Genomic DNA, 24,632 nt, shown 5'->3' with positions numbered 1-24,632 from the left:
GCGCCGTCAGCTCTGACGACTTCGCGTGCACGATCGCACATCTCGCACCGTGTAACGAGATCATGACTTTTGGATCCGCCTCGTGCGCGCGCGGGCGCGCGCGCGATGCTGGCGGAATTGGTGACCCGCCTATCGCCGCACCCGACTCAGCACCGCCTCTACCTGCTCCACGAGGCGCTCACGTGCAAGTCGCAAGTTTCGGGCAACCATTGCCTTTCCCTTCGCTGGCCGTGACCCATCACTGAATCCGCCGTGCAACTTGCAACGCCCTGAGTACAGCGCCAGAGCGCGGCAAGGCCGGCCGGACTTCGTCGGCGCATTGCATGAATCCGGATCATCGCCAGCGTAGTCATCAGAAAGGCCGCGCCGCGTGGTGCCTGATCGGTTGGATGACGTATTCATCGGTGGCCCTGCTGCGCCTGTTGGATCAAGTCGGCCGCGGCCTTCATGGCGTGCCAGGAGTGCGTCTCTGACTTGCCGATAATTCAAGGTGATCTCGTCACCGTCATTGATCTGGCGTGCCGCCATGCCAATCAAACCCTCTCGCACGAGGACGGCCACGCTATTGGGGTCGGGGTCGTGGTTGATGTAGCGGCCGCACGTCGTCCACCCGCTGCCAACCATGAGCGTGCACACGTGCTCTCCTGTCTTGAGACCGCTGCCACTGAACACGCCGAGCCCCTCAATGGCTGAAGGCGACACGCGATGCCTGCAATCGCTGGCGACGTGGATGGGGGCCGGCAGCGTCAATGCAGCGGCGTCCATCTGCGCCTGCGTTACCCCAATTTCGCTCAGGAAATCCCGGAAGTCCGCGGCGCGCCGGTTCGTAGTAGGGAGCGTCATAGTCATTGCTGCGGCTCGGTCGTTTCACGGTCTGTCATGAGCGCCAGCAACTGCGGCTTGTGCTCGCGAAGCATGTGCAGCAGTTCGGGCGGGGAACCGGGCTTGAGCCCATGCACGACGATCTGGTCTCCGCGACGGTCGAGAACGAGACCAGCGGCCCAGGCGATCAACAGGACTTCAATGGTGGTCATATCGTCACACTCCCGATTTGCTCGCCTGCGTTGTCTCTTTCGGCCAGAGGGGTGCTTTTATCCGCGACACCGCGACAAGCCTTGTCTGGTGCGGGCTGCAGGGTTTCCTCCATCCGCGACGCAGGTGCATGTGTCTCGGATGGCAATGCCCCGGAAACCGCACTGCTATGCGGTTGTCGCGGTGTCGCGCTTGAAAAGGGGGTGTCGTCCGAAAGGTAACGGCGGAAGGCTTCGCGGAAGTCCGCAAGCATGTAGCTCTTGAGCTTTGCGCCGCCCGGCAAACGTGCATCCTTCGGCCTGATGGCGAACTCACTCAGACGCGCAGCGAGCTGGCGAACGGTGAGCGGTTTGCCGCGGTTCCACGTCGACCAGGGCGTTTCTTCGTCATCAATGAGCGCGCGGAGAAGCTCCTTGCTGGCGATGCGGCTGGCGCCTCGTTCATCGAACACGGTCTTGACGTCCCGCAGCAACTCGACGCCGATGCTTGGGGTTTCCTCCTCCACGCCGTGAAGCGCCAAGGCCGCCGCGCGTGCCCGCCGCGGCCATTCCCCGCCCACCTCGTCGGCGATGGCAAGCAACGGTTCCCAGCAGTCTTGCGCGCGGTCGCCCAGGCCCGCCGCGGGTGCCGGGTGCGCCATGCCGACCGCGTGGCGTCGGTCATCCGCCCAGCGCGTCAACTGCGCTTGAAGGTCGGCCCACGGTTGCGGGTCGGATCGCCGGATGTTGGCGGCTACCTCGCCGGCCGCCTTGCGCCGCATGCGCAGCGGAATGGAACGATCCTCGATGGTCCCAGCCAGCTTGCCGATGCCACAAAGGATCTTCGGCGCCCAGGTGCTGAACTGCGTCGGCGTGTTGTCGTCGCCCGTGCAGCGGATGACCACGGCGGTCTCGCGGTACAGGCCGGAATTGATCAGCCCGCGCGCTTCCTCGTTGTCTTTCAGGAAAGCGTCCACCTCGTCAATGCCCAGCGTCGGCGCCCAGCGCTCCACCGTGCGAAAGATCGCCGCCGGGGAAATGCTCGCCACCGACAACGGGCGATGGCAAAGCCGCATCATCGCCGTGAGTAGTACCGTCTTGCCGCAGCGCATTTCCGGCGCGCTGATATGCGCCAGCGGCGACACGGTGAGCGCGTCCATGCAGTAGGTGTGCGCCACCCACAAGGCCGCCGCGCAGATCGTGGGCGGATCGGCGATGACGTGCTGCGCGATGATCCGGTATATGCCCGCGAGCATGGCCGCGCCGTCCACGGGCGAGGGCCACGGATCCACGTCTGGAAACAGCTCAACGGTGCCGGCGTCGTCCTTCGGCGTGGTCAACTTGTCCAGCTCGCCGACGCTGACCTTCGCTGCTTTCGCAGCAGCACGCACGCGCTGATACCGCGCCGGGTCGGCCTGCCGTACCTTGGCCAGCGCGTCCAGTACATCGCGCGTGAACAGGGCGCCGGGGTCGCTGTCCAGCTCCCGCATGGCGAGTTCGATGCAGTCGGGTTCCGGTGTCTCGCCCTTCGATTCGGCAGCGGATTGCGCGGAAGGCTTCACGCGATCCAGCATCGCCAGCTCTCTGTCTGCCCGATCCTCCAGCGAGCGAATCGCCGGCGGTAACGGTTCGGTGGCGTGCGTCATGCCAGCACCTCTCGCGCCCGTGTAATGCGCTCCTCTGCCTGCTCCAGCCGCTCCACGTCGCCGGCAGGCAGCGCCTTGCCGGCGAGCATGTCGCGTGCGGCCAGCATTACCACCAGCGACTCGCGGCCCAGCACCCCGAGCGCGGCAGCCCAGGCACTGCGCCTGAACGCCTCGCGCGCACGCTGGCGCGCTTCCGGCGACGGGTCGCGGATGCGCTCAGGGAACAGGTCGGCTAGCTCAAGGCCCAGCGTGCCGAGAATGGCTGGGGTGTCGTGGCAGGCAAAGCACGCCAGCAGAATGCGTCCGTCGTCGGCTTCCGTGATCGACAGCGAACCGCGCGCCTTCGCGTGACCATTCGGACAGTTCGCGCGCCAACCGTCGCCACTACGGCGCACGCCGTCCAATCGGGACAGCAGCATGGTGGCGTTCATCGCAACACCCCCAGCACGATCAGCAAGGACAACGCCACGATGCACACGGCAACGGCGCACTCGCCGCAGCCGTCCAGGCGCTCGGCGAAGCGATACAATCGACGCCAGACAGTGCGCAACACCTTGCCGCCTCGACGTTCCCGCGTCGGGGCGGTGCTGCTTTTGGGGCGGATCATGCGGCGTCCCCGGCCAGTGACTCGACGAAGGCCACTACGTCGGCATACCGCCAGACAGTGACGCCGGGGGACAGCTTGATGGGCTGGGGCGCCTTGCCGGCCTTGACCCATGCCCACCACGTCGCGGCCGAGACACACAGCAGGCCAGGCTCACCCGTTCGGCGATTGTTGGCGATTTCAGAAACGCGCAGGTAAGCGCGGGATGCGATGACTTCGGTACTCATGTGACCATCCTTTGCGGGTTTGGATGGTCACGGACAATATGCACCTGATTGATTGCCCGATAGGACACAACATCAGAGAAGAAGGGGCGTTCTGTCCAACGTCTATTTTGGCTTTCGCGCTGCGCTCTTCACCCCTTCCTCAAATGCCTCCATCGCCTCCCGGAAGGTCGCCCGCTTGATCTCAAGATAATTCCTGATTGCACGATCGGGATCGGGATTCCCACCCACTGCCGCGTAGCAGATTCCAACCACCCGAGAAAAGACACAGCCAGGCGAACGCGACGCATCAAACTCGGCAGGGTACGGTGGTGCTGGCGGGTTCGCCTTGGCATCTGCAACCATGTCGGCAAGAGTTTCATGGCCGTATGTTGTTCCCACTCGGGGGCCATATGCCTTTGTCCAGCCATACAGCAGTGCGCGATCAATCGCATTCACAGGCCTTGGGTCGGCGCTGCTATACCGCGTCGGCCCACTTGGCATAGTCGCGACGCCATCCCGTGCAGCCACCGCCAGTGCGTGCAGGCGAGGAATCAAGTGATGCATCGACGTAGGGCCGTCATCATCCATGCGGTCTCCTTGCCAATAGCCCTCCTCGATTCGGCCAAGTGCCTCGCCTCGCGCGGCGTCCGATGGAACGGCTATGGCGGCAAGCACCTGCATCAGTTCGGTTGAACGCTTCTCCACATCTTTCAAAACTGCTTTCACGGCATTGCGTGCGGCGGGCTTGAATAGTGTTCGGCGAACTACGCTCAATGCGGTGCGCAATTCACCCACTTGCTCATCACACAAGCCAAGACTTTTCAGCTCGCGCACTTGATCGGCAGTGAAATCAGGACGGGTCGACACGCGCACACCTCTGCGCCCTTCAACAGGTGCCGCGCCAGCCGGGGAAGGTGCCCGGTTTTCGGGGATCAGCCTAGGCGCGGCGTTGAAACGGTCAGATGGCGCCGGCGTGCCGGCCTACCTGATTGTTGAGATTTTCGAGGGTCATCGCCAGTCCGTAGGCTTGTCCACCGTCACTACCAAACTCTTCCAGTGCGTCGTAAAGGCTGCTGATAACGGCTTCCATGGAGTTGAACAACACGCATATCTCGGAGAGCTTTTCCGATGAGGCGAGATCACGGCCTTTTGTGCTCATGCGATTGCCCCTGTTGTCTTCTCGATCTTGGCGATCGCGTCGGCTTTGGCCTGTTCGCCATAGTCACCAAGTAGTGCGTGCGTGTACCAAAGCTCATGACTCAGCGCCTGCGTCTGATTACGCGCGAAAGCCAAAAGGGCTTGCTGCCCTTGATGCAGATGCCACAGGAAGCCCTCAGACCACTTGCCCTTGGTCTCTCCGTCGATGTCCTCCATGATGATCGTGCTGATTGCCTCAGCACCATTCAATGCCCAAACGGCACTCTCGGCAAGGCCGTTCCTGTCGAAGCCAACATCCTCAAGCACCGGTTTGAAGGGCGGAATGGATTCATCGGTTACACTTTTCGTTGCCATGATCGTTCTCCATTGGAACGGTTGTGGAAGGCGGGCCGGGTGCTCGTAACACCCGGTTCCGCCGCTTACCGGGCCAGGCCCGATTCTTCATGCCGGCGTCGCATCGCGTGCGACTCAACCAGCCTTGCTCTTGAACGCGACTACCTTGCCGCCAGCGCGCAAGCCATCCAGGTAGTCCGCCCACGCCTGCATCATGCGGGTGCGTTCGTCCAGGTACTGCGCGGCGTGCGTGTAGGCCTCGCGCACCTTGTTCGATTCGGCATGGGCCAGCTGGCGCTCGATCGCGTCCGGCTTCCAGCCCATTTCGTTGAGCCGCGTCGCCGCCATGCCGCGGAAGCCGTGGCCGGTCATTTCCTCACCGGAGTAACCCAGCCGGCGCAGCGCGGCATTGATAGTGTTCTCGCTCATGGGTCGGCTGGCGGTGCGCAGGCCCGGGAACACGTAGCGGCCTCCGCCGGCGAAGGTCTGCAACTCGCGCAGGATCGCCACCGCCTGGGTGGACAGCGGCACCAGGTGCGCGGCTTTCATCTTCATGCGCTCGCCGGGGATGCGCCACATCGCTTCGTCCAGGTCGAACTCGGCCCATTCGGCTTGTCGCAGTTCACCAGGCCGCACGAACAGCAACGGAGCCAGCTTCAGGGCGCACAGGGTCACGTACTGGCCGGTGAAGCCGTCGATCGCGCGCAGCAGCTCGCCCACTTGGGCCGGGTCGACGATGGCGGCATGATGCTTCACCCTGGGCGACTTCAACGCACCGCGCAGGCTGCCGGTCGGGTCGTTGTCGGTGATCCCCTCCAGGATGGCGTAGCGGAACACCTGCCCCGCCTTCACCTTGGCCCGTTTGGCGGTTTCCAGCTTGCCGGTGGCCTCGACCTTGCGCAGGGTGTCCAGCAGCTCGCGCGCCGTGATCTCGCCAATCGGCCGGCTGCCCAGGTCCGGGTACAGGAACGATTCCAAGATCCAGCGGGACTTCGCCGCGGTGATCTCGGCCACGTCCTGCCGGGCCATCCACTGCTCGCTCACCAGGCGGAAAGTCGGGACAGGGGCCGCGGCTTCCGCCTTCGCCTCCTTGCTGGCCTGCCGTTCGGCGCTGGGGTCGACGCCCTGGGCGACCTGGGCCCGGGCCGCGTCACGCCTCAGCCGGGCTTGCGCCAGCGTCACGCTCGGATAGGTGCCCAGGCTCAGCATCTTGGCCCTGCCGTCGAACCGGTAGCGGTAGCGCCAGCGTAGCGCCCCGGACGTCGGCACCTCGACCGCCAGCCCGTTACCGTCGGCCACCCGGTACAGCGCGCCGCGGGGGCGCAGGGAGCGCAGCTTGATCTCGGTCAGCATGTGAGTAACTCCGCCGTGAGTAACCGGCCACCCGGCCTTGTTACTCCCAAAGTTACTCACAGTTCTGACCGGATGCAATAGGCCCGTATCGGACGATATGGGACACTCGGGCACAAAAAAACCCGCCAAGTAGCGGGTTTCGTTGTGTTTCTCGGACTCTATCGGACGTCCTGAAACAGTCTATTGGTGCCCAAGGGGGGACTCGAACCCCCACGCCTTTCGGCGCTACCACCTCAAGGTAGTGCGTCTACCAGTTCCGCCACCTGGGCAGGTGTGTTGCTTCAGTGCTTTGTTGGCTCCGACGGCTTTGCCGGCGGCACGTCGCCCTGGCTCTGGGCCGGCGCTGCGTTCGTGGCGGCGGGCGCCGCTGCCGGAACGGCCTTGCCGGCGGCCGGCTTGGCCGCGGGTACTTCCGAACCGTTGGTTGCGGCCGGCGGTGTCGCCGCTGCGGGTGCAGGCTGTTCCGTCGAACCGGCCATCACGCCCAGGCCGCCGCCGGCGGGCTGTGGCGCGCCGTTGGCATGCAGGTAAATGCCCATGCCGAGGCTGAGCAGGAAGAACAGCCCGGCCAGCACGCCGGTGGCGCGGGTCAGGAAGGTCGACGAACCCCGCGCGCCGAACACCGTAGCCGACGCGCCGCCGCCGAAACCGGAACCGGCATCCGCGCCTGCACCGTTCTGCAGCAGGATCAGCACGATCATGGCCGCAGCGATCAGGATGTAAAACACGCTGAAAATGACGAACATAGGTTTGTATTCGAGCCTGTGTACTAGCTGCCCTGGGGCGCCTGGTGTGCGGCGGTGCAGATGGCCAGGAAGTCCGCAGCAGTCAATGAGGCACCGCCGATCAGGCCACCGTCCACGTCCGCCTGCGCGAACAACTCGGCGGCATTCGCCGCCTTGACGCTACCGCCGTAAAGCAGTCGGGTCAGACGGGAAAGTGTAGCATCTTCGGTTTCCAGTTGGCTACGAATGAACGCATGCACCTGCTGCGCCTGTTCCGGCGTGGCGGTACGGCCGGTGCCGATCGCCCAGACCGGCTCGTAGGCGATCACCGCGGTGTCGAAACTGGCGATGCCCGAGCTGCGCAGCACGGCCTGCAGCTGGGCGGCGATCACGCTTTCGGTGGCATCGGCTTCGCGCTGCTGCAGGGTTTCGCCCACGCACAGGATCGGCGTGAGGCCCGCCGCGCGTGCAGCGGCGAACTTGCGCGCCACCAGCTCGTTGTCCTCATGGTGGTACTGCCGGCGCTCCGAATGGCCCACCAGCACCCAGCGCGCGCCGACATCCGCCAGCATCGCGCCGGACACTTCGCCGGTGAACGCGCCCTGCCCTTCGTGCTCGCTCAGATCCTGCGCGCCAAAGCCGATGCCGCTGTCACGGTGCTGCGCAGCCAGTTCGGCCAGGTAGGGAAAAGGCGGGAACACGTTCACGTCGATCGACGCCGGCTTGGCGGCAGCAAGCTCGTCGACGAGCGCGGCGGCCATCGTGCGACTGCCGTGCATCTTCCAGTTGCCAGCGACCAGTTTCTTGCGCATGGTGTGCTTCCGTAGCCGTCAAAACGGCAAGCTTAGCCAGCGCCCGCGACATCGGCAAACCCGCCGGTCACGCGCGGCGGCACTCACAGGGAACACCGATGACACCTGCTCGCCCGCTCAGCCTGGTTACTGGCGCCTCTTCCGGCATCGGTGCGGCGTTCGCCCGCCAGCTTGCCGCACGGGGCCATGACCTGGTGGTCACCGCGCGCCGTACCGAGCGCCTGCAGGAGCTGGCGACGGAACTGCACGCGACGCACTCGACCACGGTCACGGTGCTGTCTTGCGACCTGGGCGAGCCGACGGCGGTGGTGGACCTTTGCCATGCCATGGAGCAACGCGCCCTGCGGGTGGACTGGCTGGTCAACAACGCCGGCTACGGCGTGCCCGGCAGGTTCGACGCCAATGACTGGCCGGTGCATGCCGATTTCCTGCGCGTGCTGCTCACCGCGCCCACCGAGCTGGCCTGGCGATTGCTCCCCGGCATGCGCCAGCGCGGATACGGTCGCATCATCAACGTGGCCTCGCTGGCCGGGCATGTTCCGGCGCCGGCCGGCCACACCTTGTATGCGGCGAGCAAGGCTTACCTGATCAAGTTCTCGCAGGCGCTGGCACTGGAAAACAGCGCGTGCGGCGTCCATGTCAGCGCGCTGTGCCCGGGCTTCACCTGGTCGGAGTTCCACGACGTCACCGGCACGCGCGCAAAAATGGACAAGCTGCCCGGCTACATGTGGCTGACCGCCGACGAGGTCGTGCGCCGGGGCATTGCCGCGGTGGAGCGTGGCGACGCGGTCTACATCCCGGGCCGGATCAACCGTTTCATCAAGACGGCGCTGCAGCTGATGCCGGACCGATTGGCACTGCGGCTGTCGGCACGGCAAGGCACGCGTTATCGCGACACGGAAACCCACTGACATGTCGCTGATGCCGACGCAGATGCGTCCGCTCCCCTATCGCAAACCACAACAAGGCCGCGATTACTGGGTGGTGGACGATGTCCTGGCGAATGCCGGTGAAGTGCGCGAACGCTGCCTGGCCCGCACCGACTGGGAACTCGGCTACCCGCACACGGGTGAAGTCTGGCCCGGCATGCGGGCCATGCCCGCCTTGCTCGATGGGGAACTGGCGGCACTGGATGCGCGAGTCTGCGCACTGACCGGTGCGGCCAGGGTCTGGGTCGAGCATAGCGAAGCCGGCACCCGGCTCAACCACAATTGCGTGCAGGTCGTCGGCTCGGTCGAAGGCTCGGTGAAGCCGCACACCGATTCCTCGCACCTGTGCCGCTACGCCGCCGTGCTCTACCTCAACCCGGGCGTCCCGGACCACTGCGGCACCAGTTTCTTCCGCCAGCGCATGCCCGGCGGCCAGCTCGGCGGCAACATCGTGTTGCCGCCGCATCGCAACCTGGCCGAGGCCCTGGGCAACCGTTTCGTGCGCCCGGATGCGTTCGTCGAAGACGTGCGCGTGGCGCACCGCTGGAACCGGCTGCTGGTCTACAAGGCCAACCTGATCCACAGCGCCAGCGCGTACTGGGGACTGGAGATGGCGGCCAAGCGCATGACCGCCGTGTTCTTCTGGATGGCGTAATCCTCCGGAATCAGCTTGCCGCGGACCGCCTGCGTTCGTCGGCTATGATCCTGCGGCGCATGTCCGCGCGCTTGCACCACACAGGGGGAATTCTCATGGATCGACTGTTGAAAAGGACGGTACTCGTGCTTCTGGCCACGCTGGCGCTCGTTGCCTGTACCTCGGCGCCGCTGAAGCCCGCCGCACCGATCGCCGTGCCGACCGGGGTCAGCCAGGCGCAGGTCAAGGCCAGCATCATCAATGCTCTCGAAGGTCGCGGCTGGACCCTGGACAATCTTGCCGACGGCGACATCCTCAGCACGCTGCACATTCGCGAACATACCGCCACCATCCGCATCACCTACGACGCCGCGGCGGTGAACCTCACCTACCTGCGCAGCACCAACCTGAACTATCGCGAGAAGGGCGCTCAGCGCAGCATCCATCGCAACTACAACGGCTGGATCGACTACCTGGAACAGGACATCCGCCGCAACCTGCAGAACACCCACGCGCTGGAAAACCAGTAGCAACGGCATCGCGGGGCGCCCGACGGGGCGCCCCGCATCCCGGCCCTAGATCAGCTTGATCTCGCGCAACCGCTGCAGCAGGTATTCGTGCGAGCTGATCGAGGTGTCGTAGCGGCGCGGGTTGTCCGGCGTGATGCAGGAATCGAGCGGATCGAGCATCACGTCCGGGTTCGGGTGCAGGAAGAACGGCACCGAGTAGCGCGGCTTGCGCGCGTTCTCGTTCGGCGGGTTGACCACGCGATGAGTGGTCGACGGATACACGTGGTTGGAGAGGCGCTGCAGCATGTCGCCGATGTTCACCACGATCGCGTCGCCCTCGGTGGTGATCGGCAGCCACTCGCCCTCGCGGGTGAGCACTTCGAGCCCTTCGGCGCTGGCGCCGACCAGCAGGGTGATGAAGTTGATGTCCTCGTGCGCACCGGCGCGCACGTTCGGCACATTCTCGTCGGTGATCGGCGGGTAATGGATCGGCCGCAGGATCGAGTTGCCGACGTCGGTCTTGTCCTCGAAAAAGTTCTCCGGCTGCCTGATGTGCAGCGCCAGCGCGCGAAGCACGCGCGTGCCGAGCTGGTCGAGCGCCTCGTACAGGCCGTAACCGTAGCGCTTGAAGTCGGGCACCTCGGCCGGCCAGAGGTTCGGCGGCATCAGCTCGGCAAACTTCGAATCGCGCGGGATCTCGCGGCCGATATGCCAGAACTCCTTGAGGTCGGCGTACTGGCTGTCCTTGGCCGTCTCGACCTTGAAGGGCGTGTAGCCGCGCGCACCGCCGCTGCCCGGCACGTGGTACTTCATCTTGGTCTCGGTGGGCAGCGCGAAGAAACGCCGGAACACGTCGTAGGAGCCGTCGATCAGCTCGCGCGCGATGCCGTGGCCGCTGATGCAGCAGAAACCGAATTCGCGGTAGGCCGCACCGATTTCCGCGACGAAGGCGTTGCGGTCGCTGTCGTAACGGCGGATGTCGAGGGTGGGAACGTGCTTCATGGGTGAACGTCCATTGGAGGGTCGTGCGGTCGATTGATCCGCCACCGCAGGGGGCGGGGCACGTCGGGCCAATCCATGGCGACCCGGTACTACCTCAGGTTCACGAGCGTTCGGCGGCGGATTTTACCGTTCCGGCGAGGCGATCCGCCAGTTGCCGCACTTCGTCCGCGTCGGCGCCCTCGACCGTGACCCGTACCACCGGCTCGGTGCCCGAAGCGCGCAGCACCACCCGGCCGCGCCCCTGCAGGACGCGCTCGACCTCGCCCAATGCAGCGCGCACCGCGTCGCTCCGCAGCGACTCGCGCGCACCCTCGGCGCGCACGTTGAGCATGACCTGCGGAAACTTCTGCAGCCCCTGGCGCGCGCTGGCCAGGTCATGGCCGGCATGCGTCAGTGCTTCCAGGACGGCCAGCGCTGCGATGATGCCGTCGCCGGTGCTGGCCCGGTCCAGGCAAAGGATGTGGCCGGAAGTTTCACCACCCAGCACACCCTGGTGCTGCTGCAGTTGCTGCATGACGTAGCGGTCGCCGACGTTGGCGCGGATGAATGGCACGCCGAGGTCATCCAGCGCCTGCTGCAACCCGAAATTGCTCATCAGGGTGCCGACCACCGGACCGGCCAGCAGGCCCTGCGCGCGCAGGTGTCGGGCGAGGATGAACAGGATGTCGTCGCCATCGGCGAGTTCGCCATGCCGATCGACCAGGATCACCCGATCGCCGTCGCCATCGAACGCCACGCCCAGGTCGGCCGCATGCGCCAGCACCGCCTGCTGCAACGCCTCCGGATGGGTCGAACCCACTCCATCGTTGATATTGAAGCCATCGGGCTTGTCGCCGATCGCCACCACCTCGGCGCCCAGTTCGGCAAACACTTTCGGCGCGACCTGGTAGGTGGCGCCGTGCGCGCAGTCGAGCACCAGCTTGATCCCGCGCAGGCTGAAATCCTCGGCTACCGTGGCCTTGCAGAACTCCGCGTAGCGCGCCACCGCATCGGCGACGCGCACGGCCTTGCCCAAGCGCTCGGAGGCGACCGTGGCGAACGGCGCCTCCAGCTCCGCCTCGATCGCCAGCTCCACCGCGTCGGAGAGCTTCTCGCCGGCGGCGGAGAAGAACTTGATGCCGTTGTCGTGGTGCGGATTGTGCGAGGCGCTAATCACGATGCCGGCCTGCGCACGCATGGAGCGCGTCAGGAACGCCACGGCCGGCGTGGGCATCGGGCCGAGCAGGCCGACGTCGGCGCCGGCCGCCACCAGCCCGGCCTCCAGCGCCGCCTCGAACATGTAGCCGGACACGCGCGTGTCCTTGCCGATCAGCACCCGGGGCCGTTCGCCGCCCTCGCGCCCGAGCACCGCGCCGACGGCGCGGCCCAGCTGCAGCATGAAATCGGCACTGATCGGCCACTGCCCGACCAGGCCGCGGATACCGTCGGTGCCGAAATACTTGCGTTCTGTCATCGTGATCTTCCGAGAAAGGATGGGCGCATCGAACGGGGCGTTTTCAGTCGTCGTCCGGCCAGCGCGGCGCAGGTGGGCGATCGTCCCGGCGCGGCGCCGCGTCGGCCGCCTGCACCGCACTCCATACCGCCAGCGCATCGACCGTGGGCAACACATCATGCACACGCACGATGCGGGCACCACGCTGCACTGCGATCAGCGCCGCGGCCACCGAACCGGCCGCGCGATCGGCCGGCGTGGCGCGGCCGGTCAGGGTGCCGATCATGCGCTTGCGCGAGAGACCGGCGTACACCCCGCTGCCCAGGCTGGTGAAACGATCCAGCGCGCACAGCAGCGCAATATTGTGTTCCAGCGTCTTGCCGAAGCCGAAACCGGGATCGACCACCACCTTGCGCCGGTCGATGCCCGCCAGCTCGCAGGCAAACAGGCGATCGGTGAGGAAACGATGCACCTCGGCGACGACGTCGTCGTAATGCGGGTCGTCCTGCATGCTGCGCGGCTCGCCCAGCATGTGCATCAGGCACACCGGCACGCCCAGCTCGGCTGCCGCCTCCAGCGCCCCGTCGCGGCGCAGCGCGTACACGTCGTTGATCATGCCCGCACCCGCGGCCACCGCCGCGCGCATCACCTGCGGGCGCGAGGTGTCGATGGAGATCGGCACCGTCGTGCGCGCCGCCAGCTGCTCGATCACCGGCAGCACGCGGCGCAACTCCTCCTCGACGGAGACCTCGTCGGCGCCGGGACGGGTGGATTCGCCACCCACGTCGAGCATGTCCGCGCCCTCCTCGACCATGCGCACGCCGTGCGCCACCGCGTCGTCCACGTTGGCGTGGATGCCGCCGTCGGAAAACGAATCAGGCGTGAGGTTGAGGATGCCGACCACGCGCGGGCGATCCAGCGACAGGGCGCGACCGGCGCAGTCCAGTACCGGTGCAAACCATTCGTTCGTCATGCTGATGTCTCCGCGCCGTGCCCTGCTGCCCGCGGGCTCATCCGCCCGTGCCGCCCAGCTCGCCCATGTAGCGCCGGTAATGGCGCAGCTCGGCGATGGAATCGCGGATGTCGGACAACGCCGTGTGCGCCGATTCCTTGCCCACGCTCTTGGCGATTTCCGGCGCCCAGCGACGCGCCAGTTCCTTCAACGTGGACACGTCGAGGTTGCGATAGTGGAAATAGCGCTCCAGCCGCGGCATCTGCCGGTGCATGAAGCGCCGGTCCTGGCAGATCGAGTTGCCGCACATCGGCGACTTGCCTGGCGGCACCCAGGCGCGCAGGAACTCCACGGTGGCCTGCTCGGCCATCGCGTGGTCGGTCTGCGAGTTCAGCACCTGGCGCCACAGGCCGGATTTGTGATGCTGGTTGATGTTCCAGCTGTCCATGGATTCCAGCCGGTCGATTTCATGGCGTATCGCGAAGACCGGGCCATCGGCCAGCACGTTGAGGTTCTTGTCGGTAACCACCGTGGCGATCTCGAGAATCGAATCATTGTCGGTGTCGAGGCCGGTCATCTCCAGATCGATCCAGATCAGGTTTTCTTCGTTGGCTTGGCTCATGGAATCTCCTTGTGCGACCCAGTTTATCAGCCTTGCCCGTGACGGATGCCTGCATGCGATCATCGCCGGATGCAGACCTTCTTCTGGCACGACTACGAGACCTCGGGCGCCGATCCACGCCGCGACCGCCCACTGCAGTTCGCCGGCATCCGCACCACGTTGGAGCTGGAAATCGTCGGCGAACCCGTGATGTTCTACGGCAAGCCCCCGCTGGAGATGCCGCCTCATCCGGACGCCTGCCTGATCACCGGCATCACGCCGCAGCAGGCCGAGCGCGAGGGCGTCGGCGAGGCCGACTTCGCCGCCCGCGTGCATGAACAGCTGGCCGCACCAGGCACCTGCGGAGTCGGCTACAACTCGCTGCGTTTCGACGACGAATTCACCCGGCAGATGCTCTACCGCAACTTCCACGACCCGTACGGCCGCGAATGGGAGAACGGCAATTCGCGCTGGGACCTGATCGACCTGGTGCGCATGTGCCAGGCGCTGCGCCCCGAGGGCATTGTCTGGCCGACCCGCGAGGATGGCTCGCCGAGTTTCAAGCTGGAGCACCTGGCCAGCGCGAACCGGCTCAGCCAGGAGCGGGCGCATGATGCCCTGTCCGACGTCCGTGCGCTGATCGACCTGGCCCGGCTGATCCGTGTGCGCCAACCGCGACTGTGGGACTGGTACTACGCGTTGCGCCGCAAGCAGAAGGTGTTCGACCTGCTCGACGTGGTGAACATGACGCCGCTGGTGCACGTCTCCTCGCGCTACCCGGCCAGTCGCCACTGCCTTGCACTGATCGCGCCGCTGGCCGCGCATCCGGGCCGCGCCGGCGAAGTGATCGTGTACGACCTGGCCACCGATCCGGTCGAATGGCTGGCGCTGGACGAAGACGAGATCGCCGACCGCATCTTCACGCCGCGTGCCGATCTCCCCGAAGGCATCGAACGCATCCCGCTGCGCACGGTGCGGGCAAACCACGCACCGGCGCTGGCGCCGCTGTCGGTGCTGCAAGGCGTGGACCTGCAGCGCCTGCAACTCGACCTGGAGCGTTGCCTCGCGCATCGCGACACCTTGCGCGCGGTCGACGGGCTGGCCGAAAAGCTGCGTCGCGTGTTCCAGCGCGCCGCGGAGTTTCCTCCGCCGGAAGATCCGGAGCTGGCGCTCTACAACGGCTTCCTGCCCGATGCCGACAAGCGCCTGCTGGCCCAGGTACGTGCCACGCCACCGGCAGAACTGGGCACGCGCGCGTTTCCATTCCGCGACCCGCGCTATCCGGAGCTGCTGTTCCGCTACCGCGCGCGCAACTGGCCCGAGACGCTGGACGTGGAGGAACACGTGCGTTGGGGTGCATTCCGCCAGGCACGGCTGACTCGCCACACGCCGCTGACCGGACTCACGCTCGATGACTACTTCGCCCGCCTCGGCGAGCTGCGCCACGATCCGGCCGCGCAGGACAAGCTGCCCCTGCTCGATCAGTTGCAGGCCTGGGGCGAGCAACTCGCCCACAGCATCGACGGAACGTAGGGCCGGCGCTGCCCGCCACCGCGACACGCCCAAAGCCCGGCGCAATGCCCGCCCCACCCTCGACGAACCACCATGCCCAAGAGCTATTTCACCCCCGCCACCTTCCGCTTCCTGCGCGCTCTGGAACGCAACAACCATCGCGACTGGTTCCACGCGCACAAGGACGACTACGAGCGCCACGTGCGCGAGCCGTTCCTCGTCCTGATCGCCGACCTGCAGGCGCCGCTGGCGGAGATCAGCCCGCACTACCGCGCCGACCCGCGCAAGAACGGCGGTTCGCTGTACCGCATCTACCGCGACACGCGCTACTCCAACAACAAGCTGCCGTACAAATCCTGGCAGGGCTCGCGTTTCACCCATGAGCGACGCCACGAGATCCAGGCGCCCGGTTTCTACCTCCACATCGAACCCGGCGACTGTTTCGCCGGTGGCGGCATGTGGCATCCGGAACCGGACGCACTGAAGCACATCCGCGAATTCCTGGTCGACAATCCGGAAGCATGGAAGCGCGCCACGCGAAGCAAGACCTTCCGGGAGCACCTGCAGCTCGCCGGTGAATCGCTGATCCGCCCGCCGCGCGGCTACGACCCGGCGCATGAGCTGATCGAGGATCTCAAGCGCAAGGATTTCATCGCCAGCACCGGCTTCAGCGAAGCGCTGGCCTGCTCTGACGAACTGCTGCCGTGGACGGTCGCCACCTTCAAGCGCGTCGCTCCGCTGGTCGACTATCTGTGCGCCGCGCAGGAGCTGGAGTTCTGATCGCCCACGGCAGGAGCCCGCTCGCGGGCGATGCTCTTGTCTTCGTGCGCGCAGGGAAAAGCATCGCCCGCAAGCGGGCTCCTACGCATGCCGGCGACGAAGTTGCGTGTACGCCACGCCCATCCCGATCACCGCGGCGAACGCCACGTAATGCGCCGGCGCCAGCACGCCGAACTGCTTCACCAGCAGGCCGATCAGCGGCGGCGTGATGCCGCCGAACACTGCGTAGGCGATGTTGTACGAGAACGACAATCCGGAGAAGCGCACCGCGGGCGGGAACGCCACCACCATCAGCGCCGGGACCACGCCGACCACGCCGACGGCCAGCCCGGCGAGCGCGTACAGCACGAGGAAATGCGCCGCCCCGAAGCGCAGATCCAGATACAGCGCGTAGCTGCACACCACCAGGCCGGCCGCGCCGAACAGCAGCGCGCGCGCAAACCCGATTCGATCCGCCAGGACGCCATAGCCCAGACAGCCCAACGCCAGCGCGACGGAGGCCACGGTGTTGCCGAGGAACGCCCGCGCCGGCGCCACATGGAACACCGACTGCACCAGCGACGGCGTCATCAGGACGATCACCAGGATCGCCGCGGTGAGCATCCAGGTCACCAGCATCGACAGCAGCACACTGGGAAAATGCTGCTCGAATACTTGCCGCAGCGGCAGGCCGCTGGCCAGCTCTCGCCGGGCGTGCATCGCCTCGAATACCGGCGTCTCGCTGAGCCAGCGCCGCAGCCACACCGCTAAGAAACCGAACACGCCGCCGACCAGGAACGGCACGCGCCAGCCCCAATCGAGCACGGTCGCCGGGCTCATCCGGCTGTTGATCGCCGCCGCCGCCAGCGAGCCGATCACGATGCCCACGGTCAGCCCCGAAGTGAGGCTGGCGCAGGCAAATCCCACCCGTCGCGCCGGCACGTGCTCGGCCACGAACACCCACGCGCCGGGTACTTCGCCTCCCACCGCGATGCCCTGCACCACCCGCAGCGACAGCAAGGCCAGCGGCGCCAGCATGCCGACCTGCGCGTATACCGGCAGCAGGCCGATACCCAGCGTGGGCACCGCCATCAGGAACACGCTGAGCGTGAACATCCGCTTGCGCCCCAGCTTGTCGCCATAGTGGGCCATCACGATGCCGCCCAGCGGCCGCGCGAGGTAGCCCGCCGCGAAGATGCCGAACACCTGCAGCTGCGCCAGCCACGGCGCGGTGTCGTGCGGGAAGAACAGCTGGCTCAGCGGGATCGCGAAAAACACGAACACCACGAAGTCGTAGAACTCCAGCGCGCCGCCCAGGGCCGCCAGGGTCAGCGTGCGGATGTCGCGGCGACCGAGAGTCCGGTCATCCGTGATGTCACGCTGCAACACGAGGCCATGTTCGATCATCGTCAGTTTTCCGGGAGCCGCCGTGGCCGCCGCGGAAACATAACCCAAAAACCGGTCCGCCCGATCGACCTGGGTGCTCGGGCTGCGAGCCGTTTTCCGATGGGTCTCCGGCGCGACTGGCCGGGGATTTCAAGCCCGGTCGACCGGCTGGAGCAACCGGCGGGGGCGACTCCGCCTGAGCGACAAGGCGTGCGACCGGCCCGGTCGCGCGCCGCGTCTCACGCCCGGGCAAACGGAAACGCCAACACGTCGGCGATCGCGTCGGTATCGGCCAGGCACATCAACAGACGCTCCACGCCCAGCGCCACGCCGGCGCAAGCAGGCATGGCATCGAGCACGTCCAGCAGGTTCTCGTCCAACGGGATCTCGCGCAGGCCGCGCTCGCGGCGTACCGCGTTGTCGCGCTCGAAGCGCCCGCGCTGCTCGGCCGCATCGTTCAACTCGTGGTAGCCGTTGGCCAGCTCGTAACGGCCCAGATACAGCTCGAAGCGCTCGGCCAGCGGCGGTTCGCCGGGGCGAATCTTCGCCAGTGCACACTGGCTGGCCGGATAGTCGTGGATCACCGTGATGCGGTCGCGCGGAAACGCCGGCTGCAGCTTGTGGGTGATCAACAGGTCGAGCCAGTCGTCACGGCCAAGCCCGTCCGGGCCGATGCCGAACGCGGTCAGCGGCGCACGCAGTTCGTCCACCGGCGCATGCAACGGGTCAATGCCCAGCCCGTCCAGGAACAGCTGCCGGTACGTGGTCACCCGCACCTCGGCGCGCCGCCCCACCAGCCCCAGCGCAGCCTCCACCAGCACGATGGTTTCCTGCATCAGCCGGCGATGGTCCCAACCGACCCGGTACCACTCCAGCATGGTGAACTCGGGGTTGTGACGCCCGCCCGCCTCGCCGTTGCGAAACACCCGGCCCAGCTCGTAGCAGTCGCCGACACCCGCCGCGAGCAGCCGCTTCAGCGGGTACTCCGGCGAGGTGCGCAACCAGCGCTCGCGCGCACCGGCATCGACATGGCCGCTGAAGGTCGTGCTGAAACCCTGCATGTTCGGATCGGTATTGCCGGCTGCCGACAGCACCGGGGTTTCCACCTCCAGCACGTCGCGCGTGGCGAAATACGCGCGGATCAGGGCGTACAGCCGTGCACGCAAGCGCAGGGCGTCAGGCAGGGCGAGACTCATCAACCCGCCCCGTGCTCGTCGAGCAAGGCCAGCAACTGCGCCTCGTCCCAGACCGGCACGCCAAGCTCCTGCGCCTTGTCCAGTTTCGAGCCGGCTTCAACGCCTGCCACCACCACGCTGGTCTTTTTCGAGACCGATCCGGAGACCTTGGCGCCCAGCGCCTCCAGCCGATCCTTTGCCTCGTCGCGGCTGAGCGAGGCCAGCGTGCCGGTGAGCACGAAGGTCTGCCCGTCCAGCGGCGCCGTGGCCACGGCCGCGCCGGCGGGAATCGCATCGAGCAGGCGGTGCATCGCTGCCTCGGCATCGCGCAACGCAGCCTGTGCAGCGGGATCGGCCAGGAAGGCTTCCAACGCCGCCGCCGCGGCCTGCGGCACGCCAGCGGTGATCCAGTGCGCCGCGCCCGCGGCGAGCAGGCGATCGAGCGTGGGGAAATGCTGCGCCAGCAGCTTGCTGCTCTTGGGACCGAGCTTGTTGATCCCGGCCATGTCCAGCAGCACGCCCAGATTCAGCCGCTCGCGCAGCTGCGGCGAAGGCGCGCTCTCGTCACTGAACACGATGCCGGCCTCGAGCAGCGCATCGACCACCTGCTGGTTGCCCGCCTGCGCGAAGAAGCCGGCGATCGAGGTGGCCACTTCGGCGCCAACGTCAGGCAGCACGCGCAGTACCGGCGCCGGCATGGCGCGCACGACATCGAGCCGGCCCAGCCACGCGGCCAGCGTCTTGGCCGTGCTCTCGCCGATATGCATGATGCCCAGCGCGAACAGGAAGCGCGCCAGCGTGGTGTGCTTGCTGGCCTCGATGCCGGCGACCAGGTTCTCGGCCCACTTGGTCGCCACCTTGCCGGCCTTGACCGTTTCGGGCGTGGTGCCATCCCGTTCGTCGATCGCCTGCTTCATCGCCACGAAGCTGTCGACGGTGAGCGCGTACAGATCGGCTGGCGAGTGCACGATGTCGAACTCCACCAGCGCCTCGGCGAAGCGCTCACCCAGGCCTTCGATGTCCATGGCACGACGCGACGCGAAGTGGATCAGTGCCTCCTTGCGCTGTGCCGCGCAGATCAGTCCGCCGGAGCAGCGCCAGGCGGCGGCGCCCTCTTCGCGGATCAGCGCCGAACCGCACACCGGGCATTGCGCGGGCATCGTCCACGGCACCGTGCCGGGCGGGCGCTGGCCCTCGACCACGCGCACCACTTCCGGAATCACGTCGCCGGCACGGCGCACGATCACCGTGTCGCCGATGCGCGCATCCAGCCGCGCGACCTGGTCGGCGTTGTGCAGCGTGGCGTAGGTGACGGTGACGCCGGCCACTTGTACCGGCTCCATCCGCGCGCGCGGCGTGGCGGCGCCGGTGCGGCCGATCTGCACCTCGATGTCTAGCAGGCGGGTGGTTTGCTCCTGCGCGGGAAACTTGTGCGCGATCGCCCAGCGCGGCGCGCGCGAGACGAAACCCATCTCGCGCTGGCCTTCGTAATCGTCCAGCTTGTAGACCACGCCGTCGATGTCGTAAGGCAGGCTGTCGCGCCTGGCGCCGATGCGCCGGAAATAGGCGATCAGGCCATCGAAGCCACGTGCGATGTCCACTTCCGGCGACACCGGGAACCCCCACTCGCGCAGCTGCCGCAGCGTGGCCGAATGGGTCGGCGGCAGCTCGCCGCCCTCGACCACGCCGATCGCGTAGGCGAAGAAACTGAGCCGCCGCTTCGCGGTAATCGCCGGGTCGAGCTGGCGCAGCGAGCCGGCAGCGCCGTTGCGCGGATTGGCCAGCGGCTTCTCGTCGTGGGCGCGGGCGTATGCGTTGAACGCCTCGAAATCCTTGCGCAGCATGATCACCTCGCCGCGTACTTCGAGCACCTCGGGCCAGTCCTTGCCGCGCAGCTTCAACGGGATCGCCCGCACCGTGCGCAGGTTGGCGGTGACGTCCTCGCCCGTTTCGCCGTCGCCGCGGGTGGCACCCTGCACGAACACGCCATGCTCGTAGCGCAGGCTGATCGCCAGGCCATCGAGCTTGGGTTCGACCGAGAAAACTGGTTCAGTCCGTTTTGTCGTCTGCTCGATGCGCCGCTCGAACTCGGCCACCTCGTGGAAGCGTTCGCGATCGGTCTCGCCGTCCTGCTCGAAGGCATTGCCGAGCGACAGCATCGGGATCGCGTGGCGCACCTCGGCAAAGCCGCCGTGCGCGCGTGCGCCGACCTTGCGCGTCGGTGAATCGGGTGAGGCCAGCGCCGGGTGTGCGGCTTCCAGCGCTTCCAGTTCGCGCATCAGGCGGTCGTACGCGGCATCGGTGATGTCCGCGTCGTCGAGCACGTGGTAGCGGTAATTGGCCTGCTCGATCTGCGCGCGCAGTGCGGCGGCGCGGGCCAGGATGTCGGCGGGAACGGCGGTTGCGGCCATGCGGGTCTCCTTCTCCGCGCAGTTTAGCGACCCGCCGGTGCGCCCGCCGCGCGCGCGGCGCTCAGCGGTGCAGGTGGCCGGCGGCCTCGGGCTGGTAGGTGATCTCCAGCACTTTCAGGCGGCGCTTGCGCCCGTCGGGCATCGGCCAGTCGATCTGCTGGCCGCGCGCCAGGCCCAGCAGCGCACTGCCCACGGGGGCGAGGATCGAGACCGTACCGGGCGCACCGGCGCCGGCCGGGTAGACCAGGGTGAGGGTCAGCTTTTCGCCGTCGGACTCATCTTCGAAGACCACGGTGGAGTTCATCGTCACGATGTGCGGCGGCATGTCCGCCGGCTCGACCACGTCGGCGCGATCCAGCTCGGCGCGCAGCGCCTGCAGCTTGTCGGCCTCGGCTGCCGGCAGCCGCTCCAGCAGGGCTTCGATGCGATCCAGGTCGATGCGCGACACGGTGATTGCTGAATGACTCATGGTGATTCCTGGTTCCCGCGGCTCCAGCCGCACAAAAACACGCGCCAGAACATGGTGTCCCGGCGCGTGAGGTCGGTTATCCGCTGCCGCGCCTGGCACATCACCGGCGGCAGGTGCATCAGACGTGACTGTGCAAAATCCCGGCGCCAAATGCAAGCTGTCACAACAGTTATCATGCCCGACATGGCCAGCCCAGCCGCCGCGGACGCCCCTTCAGCAACGGTTTCGGCCGCCTTGCCCGAGCCGTCCACGCGCGAGCGCTTCCGCGGCCTGCTGTGGCTGGTCGCGGCGGCCTTCTTCATGCAGGCGCTGGATTCCACCGTGGTCAACACCGCGGTGCCGATGATGGCCGTGGCGCTGGAGGTGACCCCGCTGGGCATGCGCACGGCGCTGACCAGCTACGTCCTGACCCTGGCGATCCTGATCCCGGCCAGTCCGTGGCTGTGCGACCGGCTGGGCACGCGGCGGGTGTTCGGCGCCGCGATCGTGGTGTTCGGGCTGGGTTCGCTGCTGTGCGGGCTGGCGCAGACGCTGCCGCAACTGGTCGCCGCGCGCGTGCTGCAGGGCATCGGTGGCGCCTCGCTGATGCCGGTCGGGCGCTACGTGCTGGTGCGCAGCATCGACAGGCGCGAGTTCGTGCGCGCGATGAGCACGGTGGCCACCTTCGGCCTGCTGGGTTCAGTACTCGGCCCCCTGCTCGGCGGCGCGCTGGTGGAGTTCACCTCGTGGCGGCTGATCTTCCTGATCAACGTGCCGGTGGCGATCGCCGGGGTGTGGATGAACCGGCGCGACATGCCGGACTACCGGCTGGAGCGCGCACACCGTTTCGACCTGTTCGGCTTCGGGCTTTTCGCCGCCGCCTCGGCCCTGCTGCTGATCGCCTCGGAGCTGGCCGGCGCCACGCCCGTGCCGTGGATGCGCATCGGCCAATGCAGTCTGGCGGCGGTGCTGCTGGGCCTGGCCTATGTGTGGCACAGCCGACGCACCGCCTTTCCGGTCGCCGACCTGACCCTGCTCAAGGTGCGCAGCGTGTGGGTGGCGCTGGCCGGCGGCCTGTTCACCCGGCTCGGCATCTCCGGCATGTTCCTGTTGCTGGTGCTGTTCCTGCAGGTCGGTTGCGGCTGGTCGCCGCTGATGGCCGGCCTGATGATGGTGCCGCAGGCATTGGGTTCGATCTGCGCCAAATGGGCGATCAATCGCGTGCTGGTGCACCTGGGTTACCGCCGCCTGCTGCTGGGCAACACCTTGATCGTGGCCGTGCTGCTGGCGGCGTTTGCCCTGCTCGGACCGGCCACGCCGGTGTGGGCCATCGCGACGTTGACGTTCTGCTACGGCGGCTTCGCCGGGCTGCAGTACACCGCGATGAACACGCTGATCTATCACGACCTGGACATCGCGCACGCCTCGATGGCTTCGTCGATGGCCTCGACCGTGCAATACCTCGCGATGAGCTTCGGCATCGCGCTGTCTACGCTGCTGATGCAGGCGCTGCTGCAGGGGCATGAGCGCGCGGATTACGTCGAGGCGTTCCGCTGGACGGTGCTGCTGCTGGCGCTGGTCACGGCGGCGGCCAGCCGCGTGTTCGGCCGGCTGCGGCACGATCGCCCGCTGTCGCGAGCCGGCGCAGCGGCAGGTTGAACCGCGGCAAGGCGCCGCCCGGCGAGAGGCTGCGTGTAGCATGCAGTCTTTGCCGCAAGCTCGGGCACGTATTGCATGCACCACGCCAGCGAAATCCTGTTCACCCTGTTTGTCGTGTTCGTCGCCGCCCAGATCGGCAGCGAGATCGCGCAACGACTGAAGCTGCCCGGCGTGGTCGGCGAGATCGCCGCCGGTTGCGCGATCGGCCCTTCCCTGCTCGGCTGGATCAGCCCGGGGCAGATCGCCACCGGCACCCCGCTCGACGTGCTGGCGGAGATCGGCGTGATCCTGCTGCTGTTCGCGGTGGGCCTGGAAACCCGGCTGGAAGACATGAAGAAGGTCGGTGCGGTGGCGTTCGCGGTCGGCGTGGTCGGCGTGCTGGTGCCGTTCGGCATGGGCAGCGTGTGGGCCCACGGCAACGGCTTCGACTGGGACCGTTCACTGTTCGTCGCGGCGGCCTTCGTGGCCACCTCGGCCGGCATCACCGCGCGCGTGCTGCAGGAGCTGGGCGTACTGCAGCGGATCGAGAGCAAGGTGATCCTGGGTGCGGCGGTGATCGATGACATCCTGGCCATGCTGCTGCTCGGCGTCGTGATTTCACTGCAGGGTGGCGGCAGCGTCGATGCCTCGCACCTGCTGGTGGTACTCGCCGGTGCGGCGGGCTTCATCGCGGTGATTGGCTGGGGCGGCGCGCGGGTGATGCGCTGGAACTCCGCCTGGCTGGACAAGCCGCTGGGCCCGCATTCGCCGCTGATGATCGTGCTGGCGCTGTGCCTGGGGCTGGCCTGGCTGTCCACCCGCTTCGGCCTGGCCGCGATCATCGGCGCGTTCTTGGCCGGCATGATCGCCTCGGAAACGCGCCAGCAGCACACCCTGGAAAAGCAGACGGCCCCGCTGCTCGCCCTGCTTACCCCGTTCTTCTTCGTGGTCACCGGCAGCAAGGTCGACCTGCACGAACTGGCCAGCGCCGAGGCGCTGTGGATGCTGGCGGTGGTCACCGCGATCGCGGTGGTATCCAAGCTGGCCGGCGGCTGGCTCGGTTCGCTCACGCTGGGCACGCGCAGCGCCACCATCATCGGCTTCGGCATGGTGCCGCGCGGCGAGGTGGGCATCGTGGTCGCCACCCTGGGGCTGGCCGCCGGCGTGTTCGACAACCGCATCTACGCGATCATCGTGGCGATGTCGCTGCTCACCGCCATGGTCACGCCGCCGATCCTGGCCTGGCTGCTCAAGCGCGGCGATCAGGCCGCCGGCACCACGGAGTTGCCCGAAGCACCGAACTGACCGCTGCCGCTTGCGGCAGCGACGAAACGACAACGGGCCGACGCAAGCCGGCCCGTTGGAGTGCCGCCGTGGCCCGCTGCCCCTGCGCAGAG

General features: G+C 67.1%; 27 protein-coding genes and 1 tRNA gene. 7 read left to right on the top strand and 21 right to left on the bottom strand.

From position 1 onward, the window contains the following. Window positions 1-129: 129 nt before the first annotated feature. The 13 genes from ACVCL9_RS04320 to tpiA all read right to left on the bottom strand — a co-directional run bounded on the left by ACVCL9_RS04320 (window position 130) and on the right by tpiA (window position 7,847). Complete coding sequence (locus ACVCL9_RS04320) at window positions 130-849, bottom strand: HGGxSTG domain-containing protein (protein WP_447098993.1); 720 nt, start codon at window positions 847-849, stop codon at window positions 130-132. Beyond that, on the bottom strand, window positions 846-1,034 hold the full coding sequence (locus ACVCL9_RS04315; protein ID WP_447098994.1) for a hypothetical protein: 189 nt from the start codon (window positions 1,032-1,034) through the stop codon (window positions 846-848). Before ACVCL9_RS04315 ends, ACVCL9_RS04320 begins: the two co-directional genes overlap by 4 nt. Further along, window positions 1,031-2,656 (bottom strand): DUF3631 domain-containing protein, encoded by a 1,626-nt coding sequence (locus ACVCL9_RS04310; RefSeq protein ID WP_447098995.1) that lies wholly within the window; start codon window positions 2,654-2,656, stop codon window positions 1,031-1,033. The genes ACVCL9_RS04315 and ACVCL9_RS04310 overlap by 4 nt, the downstream gene beginning before the upstream one ends. Beyond that, entirely contained in the window at window positions 2,653-3,087 is a 435-nt protein-coding gene (locus tag ACVCL9_RS04305) for a hypothetical protein (RefSeq protein WP_447098996.1), read from the bottom strand. The genes ACVCL9_RS04310 and ACVCL9_RS04305 overlap by 4 nt, the downstream gene beginning before the upstream one ends. Then, a complete protein-coding gene (locus ACVCL9_RS04300; protein ID WP_447098997.1) occupies window positions 3,084-3,263 on the bottom strand; it encodes a hypothetical protein in 180 nt (59 codons plus the stop codon). Before ACVCL9_RS04300 ends, ACVCL9_RS04305 begins: the two co-directional genes overlap by 4 nt. Further along, window positions 3,260-3,487 carry a helix-turn-helix transcriptional regulator gene (locus ACVCL9_RS04295; RefSeq protein WP_447098998.1) on the bottom strand — a complete coding sequence of 76 codons (228 nt, stop codon included), beginning with the start codon at window positions 3,485-3,487 and terminating at the stop codon, window positions 3,260-3,262. Before ACVCL9_RS04295 ends, ACVCL9_RS04300 begins: the two co-directional genes overlap by 4 nt. Window positions 3,488-3,589: 102 nt before the next feature. Next, a complete protein-coding gene (locus ACVCL9_RS04290; RefSeq protein WP_447098999.1) occupies window positions 3,590-4,333 on the bottom strand; it encodes a hypothetical protein in 744 nt (247 codons plus the stop codon). Between the two features lie 91 nt (window positions 4,334-4,424). Further along, the gene (locus ACVCL9_RS04285; protein WP_447099000.1) at window positions 4,425-4,625 is read right to left on the bottom strand and encodes a hypothetical protein; all 201 of its coding nucleotides are present in this window, start codon (window positions 4,623-4,625) and stop codon (window positions 4,425-4,427) included. Next, window positions 4,622-4,978 carry a hypothetical protein gene (locus ACVCL9_RS04280; protein WP_447099001.1) on the bottom strand — a complete coding sequence of 119 codons (357 nt, stop codon included), beginning with the start codon at window positions 4,976-4,978 and terminating at the stop codon, window positions 4,622-4,624. Before ACVCL9_RS04280 ends, ACVCL9_RS04285 begins: the two co-directional genes overlap by 4 nt. Window positions 4,979-5,092: 114 nt before the next feature. After that, the gene (locus ACVCL9_RS04275) at window positions 5,093-6,310 is read right to left on the bottom strand and encodes a tyrosine-type recombinase/integrase (RefSeq protein WP_447099002.1); all 1,218 of its coding nucleotides are present in this window, start codon (window positions 6,308-6,310) and stop codon (window positions 5,093-5,095) included. Window positions 6,311-6,494: 184 nt separating this feature from the next. Then, a tRNA-Leu gene (locus ACVCL9_RS04270) sits at window positions 6,495-6,579 on the bottom strand. A 12-nt stretch (window positions 6,580-6,591) separates the two neighbouring features. Then, on the bottom strand, window positions 6,592-7,056 hold the full coding sequence (secG, locus tag ACVCL9_RS04265; protein WP_447099003.1) for a preprotein translocase subunit SecG: 465 nt from the start codon (window positions 7,054-7,056) through the stop codon (window positions 6,592-6,594). A 23-nt stretch (window positions 7,057-7,079) separates the two neighbouring features. Beyond that, window positions 7,080-7,847, bottom strand: coding sequence for a triose-phosphate isomerase (tpiA, locus tag ACVCL9_RS04260; protein WP_447099004.1), 768 nt, complete (start codon window positions 7,845-7,847; stop codon window positions 7,080-7,082). 98 nt (window positions 7,848-7,945) lie between these two features. Between tpiA and ACVCL9_RS04255 the strand changes: the two genes are divergently transcribed. The 3 genes from ACVCL9_RS04255 to ACVCL9_RS04245 all read left to right on the top strand — a co-directional run bounded on the left by ACVCL9_RS04255 (window position 7,946) and on the right by ACVCL9_RS04245 (window position 9,940). Further along, a complete protein-coding gene (locus tag ACVCL9_RS04255; protein WP_447099005.1) occupies window positions 7,946-8,758 on the top strand; it encodes an SDR family NAD(P)-dependent oxidoreductase in 813 nt (270 codons plus the stop codon). A 1-nt stretch (window position 8,759) separates the two neighbouring features. Then, window positions 8,760-9,431, top strand: coding sequence for a DUF6445 family protein (locus ACVCL9_RS04250; protein WP_447099006.1), 672 nt, complete (start codon window positions 8,760-8,762; stop codon window positions 9,429-9,431). A 95-nt stretch (window positions 9,432-9,526) separates the two neighbouring features. Next, window positions 9,527-9,940 (top strand): hypothetical protein, encoded by a 414-nt coding sequence (locus ACVCL9_RS04245; protein ID WP_447099007.1) that lies wholly within the window; start codon window positions 9,527-9,529, stop codon window positions 9,938-9,940. Between the two features lie 45 nt (window positions 9,941-9,985). Here ACVCL9_RS04245 and ACVCL9_RS04240 read toward each other — a convergent pair whose 3' ends face one another. The 4 genes from ACVCL9_RS04240 to orn all read right to left on the bottom strand — a co-directional run bounded on the left by ACVCL9_RS04240 (window position 9,986) and on the right by orn (window position 13,927). After that, on the bottom strand, window positions 9,986-10,921 hold the full coding sequence (locus ACVCL9_RS04240) for an isopenicillin N synthase family dioxygenase (protein ID WP_447099008.1): 936 nt from the start codon (window positions 10,919-10,921) through the stop codon (window positions 9,986-9,988). A 100-nt stretch (window positions 10,922-11,021) separates the two neighbouring features. Continuing rightward, window positions 11,022-12,374, bottom strand: a complete 1,353-nt coding sequence (gene glmM / locus ACVCL9_RS04235; protein WP_447099009.1) for a phosphoglucosamine mutase — start codon at window positions 12,372-12,374, stop codon at window positions 11,022-11,024. A 43-nt stretch (window positions 12,375-12,417) separates the two neighbouring features. Beyond that, window positions 12,418-13,326 (bottom strand): dihydropteroate synthase, encoded by a 909-nt coding sequence (folP, locus tag ACVCL9_RS04230; RefSeq protein WP_447099010.1) that lies wholly within the window; start codon window positions 13,324-13,326, stop codon window positions 12,418-12,420. A gap of 37 nt (window positions 13,327-13,363) precedes the next feature. Next, window positions 13,364-13,927, bottom strand: a complete 564-nt coding sequence (orn, locus tag ACVCL9_RS04225) for an oligoribonuclease (RefSeq protein WP_395118278.1) — start codon at window positions 13,925-13,927, stop codon at window positions 13,364-13,366. A gap of 69 nt (window positions 13,928-13,996) precedes the next feature. Between orn and sbcB the strand changes: the two genes are divergently transcribed. After that, window positions 13,997-15,439, top strand: coding sequence for an exodeoxyribonuclease I (gene sbcB / locus ACVCL9_RS04220; RefSeq protein WP_447099011.1), 1,443 nt, complete (start codon window positions 13,997-13,999; stop codon window positions 15,437-15,439). 72 nt (window positions 15,440-15,511) lie between these two features. Continuing rightward, a complete protein-coding gene (locus ACVCL9_RS04215) occupies window positions 15,512-16,198 on the top strand; it encodes a DUF2461 domain-containing protein (protein ID WP_447099012.1) in 687 nt (228 codons plus the stop codon). A gap of 81 nt (window positions 16,199-16,279) precedes the next feature. Here ACVCL9_RS04215 and ACVCL9_RS04210 read toward each other — a convergent pair whose 3' ends face one another. From ACVCL9_RS04210 to rnk, 4 genes are all read right to left on the bottom strand, one after another. After that, window positions 16,280-17,584: an MFS transporter gene (locus ACVCL9_RS04210; protein WP_447099013.1), complete on the bottom strand. Its 1,305-nt coding sequence runs from the start codon at window positions 17,582-17,584 to the stop codon at window positions 16,280-16,282. A gap of 218 nt (window positions 17,585-17,802) precedes the next feature. Continuing rightward, window positions 17,803-18,759 (bottom strand): EF-P lysine aminoacylase EpmA, encoded by a 957-nt coding sequence (epmA, locus tag ACVCL9_RS04205; protein WP_447099014.1) that lies wholly within the window; start codon window positions 18,757-18,759, stop codon window positions 17,803-17,805. Beyond that, the gene (ligA, locus tag ACVCL9_RS04200) at window positions 18,759-21,149 is read right to left on the bottom strand and encodes an NAD-dependent DNA ligase LigA (protein WP_447099015.1); all 2,391 of its coding nucleotides are present in this window, start codon (window positions 21,147-21,149) and stop codon (window positions 18,759-18,761) included. Before ligA ends, epmA begins: the two co-directional genes overlap by 1 nt. Window positions 21,150-21,210: 61 nt before the next feature. Beyond that, entirely contained in the window at window positions 21,211-21,618 is a 408-nt protein-coding gene (rnk, locus tag ACVCL9_RS04195) for a nucleoside diphosphate kinase regulator (RefSeq protein ID WP_395118264.1), read from the bottom strand. A gap of 183 nt (window positions 21,619-21,801) precedes the next feature. Here rnk and ACVCL9_RS04190 point away from each other — a divergent pair, with 183 nt between their 5' ends. Together ACVCL9_RS04190 and ACVCL9_RS04185 are read left to right on the top strand one after the other, a co-directional pair. Beyond that, the gene (locus ACVCL9_RS04190; RefSeq protein ID WP_447099016.1) at window positions 21,802-23,256 is read left to right on the top strand and encodes an MFS transporter; all 1,455 of its coding nucleotides are present in this window, start codon (window positions 21,802-21,804) and stop codon (window positions 23,254-23,256) included. 75 nt (window positions 23,257-23,331) lie between these two features. Continuing rightward, entirely contained in the window at window positions 23,332-24,540 is a 1,209-nt protein-coding gene (locus tag ACVCL9_RS04185) for a cation:proton antiporter (RefSeq protein ID WP_447099017.1), read from the top strand. Window positions 24,541-24,632: the final 92 nt, after the last annotated feature.

The organism is Rhodanobacter sp. UC4438_H5 (genome assembly GCF_052978405.1).
Note: the sequence above shows the minus strand (reverse complement) of the source record. Positions and strands in the feature narration are given on the sequence as shown.

Excerpts from the sequence above, each read along its gene's own strand:
- secG (WP_447099003.1), bottom strand. The coding sequence starts at position 7,056 with ATGTTCGTCATTTTCAGCGTGTTTTACATCCTGATCGCTGCGGCCATG.
- ACVCL9_RS04305 (WP_447098996.1), bottom strand. The coding sequence starts at position 3,087 with ATGAACGCCACCATGCTGCTGTCCCGATTGGACGGCGTGCGCCGTAGT.
- tpiA (WP_447099004.1), bottom strand. The coding sequence starts at position 7,847 with ATGCGCAAGAAACTGGTCGCTGGCAACTGGAAGATGCACGGCAGTCGC.
- ACVCL9_RS04275 (WP_447099002.1), bottom strand. The coding sequence starts at position 6,310 with ATGCTGACCGAGATCAAGCTGCGCTCCCTGCGCCCCCGCGGCGCGCTG.
- ACVCL9_RS04210 (WP_447099013.1), bottom strand. The coding sequence starts at position 17,584 with ATGATCGAACATGGCCTCGTGTTGCAGCGTGACATCACGGATGACCGG.
- ACVCL9_RS04245 (WP_447099007.1), top strand. The coding sequence starts at position 9,527 with ATGGATCGACTGTTGAAAAGGACGGTACTCGTGCTTCTGGCCACGCTG.
- epmA (WP_447099014.1), bottom strand. The coding sequence starts at position 18,759 with ATGAGTCTCGCCCTGCCTGACGCCCTGCGCTTGCGTGCACGGCTGTAC.
- ACVCL9_RS04255 (WP_447099005.1), top strand. The coding sequence starts at position 7,946 with ATGACACCTGCTCGCCCGCTCAGCCTGGTTACTGGCGCCTCTTCCGGC.
- ACVCL9_RS04250 (WP_447099006.1), top strand. The coding sequence starts at position 8,760 with ATGTCGCTGATGCCGACGCAGATGCGTCCGCTCCCCTATCGCAAACCA.
- ACVCL9_RS04285 (WP_447099000.1), bottom strand. The coding sequence starts at position 4,625 with ATGAGCACAAAAGGCCGTGATCTCGCCTCATCGGAAAAGCTCTCCGAG.
- ACVCL9_RS04315 (WP_447098994.1), bottom strand. The coding sequence starts at position 1,034 with ATGACCACCATTGAAGTCCTGTTGATCGCCTGGGCCGCTGGTCTCGTT.
- ACVCL9_RS04190 (WP_447099016.1), top strand. The coding sequence starts at position 21,802 with ATGGCCAGCCCAGCCGCCGCGGACGCCCCTTCAGCAACGGTTTCGGCC.
- orn (WP_395118278.1), bottom strand. The coding sequence starts at position 13,927 with ATGAGCCAAGCCAACGAAGAAAACCTGATCTGGATCGATCTGGAGATG.
- ligA (WP_447099015.1), bottom strand. The coding sequence starts at position 21,149 with ATGGCCGCAACCGCCGTTCCCGCCGACATCCTGGCCCGCGCCGCCGCA.
- folP (WP_447099010.1), bottom strand. The coding sequence starts at position 13,326 with ATGACGAACGAATGGTTTGCACCGGTACTGGACTGCGCCGGTCGCGCC.
- ACVCL9_RS04295 (WP_447098998.1), bottom strand. The coding sequence starts at position 3,487 with ATGAGTACCGAAGTCATCGCATCCCGCGCTTACCTGCGCGTTTCTGAA.
- ACVCL9_RS04280 (WP_447099001.1), bottom strand. The coding sequence starts at position 4,978 with ATGGCAACGAAAAGTGTAACCGATGAATCCATTCCGCCCTTCAAACCG.
- ACVCL9_RS04185 (WP_447099017.1), top strand. The coding sequence starts at position 23,332 with ATGCACCACGCCAGCGAAATCCTGTTCACCCTGTTTGTCGTGTTCGTC.
- rnk (WP_395118264.1), bottom strand. The coding sequence starts at position 21,618 with ATGAGTCATTCAGCAATCACCGTGTCGCGCATCGACCTGGATCGCATC.
- ACVCL9_RS04310 (WP_447098995.1), bottom strand. The coding sequence starts at position 2,656 with ATGACGCACGCCACCGAACCGTTACCGCCGGCGATTCGCTCGCTGGAG.
- ACVCL9_RS04300 (WP_447098997.1), bottom strand. The coding sequence starts at position 3,263 with ATGATCCGCCCCAAAAGCAGCACCGCCCCGACGCGGGAACGTCGAGGC.
- ACVCL9_RS04240 (WP_447099008.1), bottom strand. The coding sequence starts at position 10,921 with ATGAAGCACGTTCCCACCCTCGACATCCGCCGTTACGACAGCGACCGC.
- ACVCL9_RS04215 (WP_447099012.1), top strand. The coding sequence starts at position 15,512 with ATGCCCAAGAGCTATTTCACCCCCGCCACCTTCCGCTTCCTGCGCGCT.
- sbcB (WP_447099011.1), top strand. The coding sequence starts at position 13,997 with ATGCAGACCTTCTTCTGGCACGACTACGAGACCTCGGGCGCCGATCCA.
- ACVCL9_RS04320 (WP_447098993.1), bottom strand. The coding sequence starts at position 849 with ATGACTATGACGCTCCCTACTACGAACCGGCGCGCCGCGGACTTCCGG.
- glmM (WP_447099009.1), bottom strand. The coding sequence starts at position 12,374 with ATGACAGAACGCAAGTATTTCGGCACCGACGGTATCCGCGGCCTGGTC.